Annotated in this window: 5 protein-coding genes; 1 reads left to right on the forward strand and 4 read right to left on the reverse strand. The window is 38.5% G+C overall.

Annotation, left to right across the window (positions count from 1 at the left end; genetic code table 11):
* Nucleotides 1-990 (forward strand): site-specific integrase (locus tag DRF58_RS17765; protein WP_116037274.1); only part of this gene is annotated, 990 nt, incomplete at its 5' end.
* 105 nt (nucleotides 991-1,095) lie between these two features.
* On the opposite strand, the gene DRF58_RS17770 is transcribed toward DRF58_RS17765, so the two are convergent.
* The 4 genes from DRF58_RS17770 to DRF58_RS17785 all read right to left on the reverse strand — a co-directional run bounded on the left by DRF58_RS17770 (nucleotide 1,096) and on the right by DRF58_RS17785 (nucleotide 3,160).
* Nucleotides 1,096-1,377, reverse strand: coding sequence for a helix-turn-helix domain-containing protein (locus DRF58_RS17770; protein ID WP_034979496.1), 282 nt, complete (start codon nucleotides 1,375-1,377; stop codon nucleotides 1,096-1,098).
* Nucleotides 1,374-1,568, reverse strand: coding sequence for a helix-turn-helix domain-containing protein (locus DRF58_RS17775; RefSeq protein WP_245955599.1), 195 nt, complete (start codon nucleotides 1,566-1,568; stop codon nucleotides 1,374-1,376). Before DRF58_RS17775 ends, DRF58_RS17770 begins: the two co-directional genes overlap by 4 nt.
* Before the next feature lie 203 nt (nucleotides 1,569-1,771).
* Nucleotides 1,772-2,155: a hypothetical protein gene (locus DRF58_RS17780; RefSeq protein ID WP_078720073.1), complete on the reverse strand. Its 384-nt coding sequence runs from the start codon at nucleotides 2,153-2,155 to the stop codon at nucleotides 1,772-1,774.
* A gap of 510 nt (nucleotides 2,156-2,665) precedes the next feature.
* Nucleotides 2,666-3,160: a DUF3408 domain-containing protein gene (locus DRF58_RS17785; protein ID WP_116037276.1), complete on the reverse strand. Its 495-nt coding sequence runs from the start codon at nucleotides 3,158-3,160 to the stop codon at nucleotides 2,666-2,668.
* Nucleotides 3,161-3,791 lie beyond the last annotated feature (631 nt).

The following is a 3,791-nucleotide window of genomic DNA, read 5'->3' on the forward strand; positions in this document are numbered from 1 at the left end:
CTGAAGAATGAGGGGGCTGTAAACAGTGCTAAACTTAAAAATGCCGTTCTTGGGATGGAAAGCGGAGAACTGACCTTTTTCAAATTCTATGAACAGTTCTTATCCGACTATGAGAAAAAGGTCAATAGCGGACTTCGGGTAAATGGAACACGAAGTAAGTATAAAACACTATTAGGACATCTTCGCAATTTTGTTCTTACAAAATACGGCTACTCCGATGTGTCTTTTAACGACCTTACTCCTGATTTTGTACAGGAATTTGATTACTACCTGCGTGATGACCAAAGCTTGACACATAACACTATTTGGCTGTATATGATTGGCTTTACCACGCTTTGCCGATTGGCAATGAGCAGAAAGCATCTTGCTTTTAATCCGTTCAGTGAGTACAAGAATACTAAAAAGGACAACGACAGAGGTTATCTGTTGCGGAACGAGTTGGAACAGCTTGTAACGTTTAACTGCGAGAAAAAGAAAGACGAATTGGTTAAAGACCTGTTTGTTTTCAGTTGCTTTACTGGTCTTTCCTATTCAGATATGAAAGGGCTTAAAAACAGCAATCTTCAAGATTTCTTTGACGGCAACCAGTGGATTATTGTACGCAGAAAGAAAACGGCTACATCATCAAACGTGATGCTCTTAGATATTCCAAAAATGATTATTGAAAAATATGCAGGATTGTCAAAGGACGGAAAGGTATTTCCTACACCATCAAATACGATTTGTAATGACAGCTTAAAGAGAATATCTCAACTGATTGACTGCCTTGTAGAAAAGAAGGTAACCTTTCATTTGGCACGTCATACCTTTGCTACGCTATTTTTAAGCGAGGGTGTTCCATTAGAAAGTTTGAGCAAGATGTTAGGGCATAAAAACATTGCTACTACACAGATTTACGCAAAAATTCTCAACGAGAAAGTTGGTAAGGATATGCAAAAGGTATCACATAAATTTAAGGAAATGGAGCAATCTTTTGTGGCAAGCCTGTAACATTATATCACAATTCCTTAGAACATCGCAGCCCACTGCTTAAAGCAGTGGCTGTTTATTTAATTGACCGATACGCTTACAGTTTCAAAGCATTCATTTAATCGGCTAACGCTGATAGTTATCTTCCAACACTTTTATAATATCGCTTTCACGGAAAAGGATTTTCCGTTCGAGTTTGATAAAAGGTATCAGTCCGTCATCTCTGTACTGTTGCAACGTCCGTTTGCTAATGTGTAACATCTCGCAAACCTGTTCGCCTGAAAGGTAGATTTCCCCTTTTAAGAGTGGGTGGAAATATTCCCTGATATACAGCAGTTCGTTTTTGATACCTACCACAGCTTCGAGCAGGGCAAGCATATCTTCGTTTGAATTTCCAATCTGTTTCATTTCTTTTGCTTTTTTGATGGTCGCTCTTCCTGCATAAGTAATTCTACTTCGGATAATCTGAAATACGTTTTCCGATTAATTTGCGTTGCTCCAAGAATGCCTTTTGCCCTATACGTCTGCAACGTTCTTTTGCTGATGTTGAGCAATTGGCAGGCTTCCTGTTGGTCGAGCCATTTAGTTGCCTGTTGCAAGTGCTTTGTAGGGTGTAGTCATTTCCGCTATCAAATTGGAAACTTCCTTTACTTCCCTATGCAATGCTTTCAAAATCTGAATGTCTAAAACTGTTATTTCCATATCTGCATCATTTAAACCTCTAAAATAAAAGCTATTCACATAGGTCGTTTTAATGTTGCATCCGATGGCGGTATTTGGCGTACAGTTGCCAAATACTAGGCTATAATCCTAACTTTGGTTTCTTACTTTTAGGACAAGACTGTTGCGTTATAATTGTATTGTCCATTTTTAAAGCAGGCTTTTTATTGGTCTGTATAGCCTGATTTTTTTCTTCATTTTTGAAGTCCGAACGGATAAGCGTTTTTGTCGCACCTATTATGCTTTCAGGTTCGGAAGTCTGCTTTTGTTGTTCAGTACGTTTTCCCCCGAATAGCCTATTCCAATCTATTAAGCCTTTTGCTTCCCTGAACTGACGTTTTAAATTAGCGATGAAATTGGAAATCGGGTCGCTCTGCTTATCAACCTGTATCAAAGGACTATGTTCTTTTTTTCTGATTTGTTCTTTCTCTTTCTGCTCTTTGTCAGGTATTACTTTTTGTGCCATAGGTTCAAAATTTGCACCCAATATAGAACACAAGGGAATGTATTGTTTTCATTTGGCATTATGTTGCAGTATTTGGCTTATGTTGGCACAATATGAATAGAAAGTAATCCTCAAAACACTTTAAATTTTCTTCGCAAAGCCCTCACACATTTAAAGAGTTTTGTAAGGATAAAGGAAAGCATACAAAAAACACCCTATCCTTAGCCCTTACGTGTTTTTTGTACCCTTTCTTTGATTGGAATTGAATAAAAAAAGAATAAAAAAGAGAGCAAAGATAAGGCGGACAGCCACCGCACCACCCAACCAAAAGACTACGGCATAATGGCAGGGCAAATATGGTGGCTTCGCCGAGTTTGTTGTGTGCCCCCTGCCACCCTTCGGGACTTATTCCGTTTCCTTTTGATCTTTCCGCCTTTCCGCCTTGTTAAAATGGCTTTCTTTTTTTTCTGTTTTTTTCTTTTGAAAAGTAATTTTAAGAGGTAGAAACGTACCACCCACCACGTATAGTTATCAAAACAACGGTTTGTGTTTCTCGTTATAGATTTCCCTAATCAATTCCCCGAACTCCTGAAAGTGGTATTCGATAATGTTGTCCAGATACGCATAAATCGTCAGTTTGTCGATGCCCATAATATTTGTAAGCCTGTTAAATGTTTCGTGGTGTTCCTGCCGTACATACACTGATTTCCCCCTGCTTGCCGTTGTCGTGGGAATTTTGAAGAACCGTCCGCAGTAGTCCTCTTTGGTCAGCTTCTTTGGCTTGTAAATCATCCTTCTTGTATTACTCGCAGGTGTTTTTGTGTTTTCCGTTTCAGTTTCCGAAGGTTCTTCGCCTGCCATTACACGCATAATAGCTTCCTCATCTACTTTGGGTTTGACAAAATCTTCCCGATGTGTTACTGCCTGTTGTTCCGTGAAAGATTGTTTATTTTCATCAGTTATGAAATTTTCAATAGAGAAATCCTCTTTTTCGGGTTGCTGATTTTTGTTTTCTTCGTGTATCATATCTATCATTTTTAATATTATATCCAATTAGCTGTTTGGTTAACTAAGCAATCAGCTGTATATACTGTTGTATCTATGTAACTACCTATCTACCTAAGCACCTGCAGACCCTTAATTGGGTAGTTCATTAACTCAAAAATCTGTAATTCGTCTGCATTCAATCACGCAGATTTGCTGTCGGGATTTATGCTGTTTAGTTACTTCATTAAGGATATAACCAATCAGCCAGCTAGCCATATACAAAGGAAATAAAAGCAGTCCCAATCTGCCTTAAGGTGGTATTCAGTGGCATCATTTGGCGTTCATTGTCATTGTTGTAAATAGCTGTTATTCAAATAGTCTTACCGAAATTTGTAATGGAAGCTATGGGTTTTCCCTGCTAACTCCAATCCGTTTGCAAAACGGATTTTTCTGAACTCCTGTTCAGAGCAAGTTATCTCTTGAGGTCCTTGAAATAAATTTCCGCAACTCAAGAGCACTTGCCCTTGCAGGGGGCTGGAAACGGCTCCGAAGTCGCTCGTTTGTTTAATATTAAATGAATCCTCGATATATTACCTAAATTTTGTAACTTAGTATCAAATAGTTATCATGAACCTACTCAATTTCGTAGAGCAATATCCTGATGAGGCAA

The organism is Epilithonimonas hispanica, assembly GCF_003385395.1.
GTDB lineage: Bacteria > Bacteroidota > Bacteroidia > Flavobacteriales > Weeksellaceae > Epilithonimonas > Epilithonimonas hispanica.

Excerpts from the sequence above, each read along its gene's own strand:
- DRF58_RS17770 (WP_034979496.1), bottom strand. The coding sequence starts at position 1,377 with ATGAAACAGATTGGAAATTCAAACGAAGATATGCTTGCCCTGCTCGAA.
- DRF58_RS17780 (WP_078720073.1), bottom strand. The coding sequence starts at position 2,155 with ATGGCACAAAAAGTAATACCTGACAAAGAGCAGAAAGAGAAAGAACAA.
- DRF58_RS17785 (WP_116037276.1), bottom strand. The coding sequence starts at position 3,160 with ATGATACACGAAGAAAACAAAAATCAGCAACCCGAAAAAGAGGATTTC.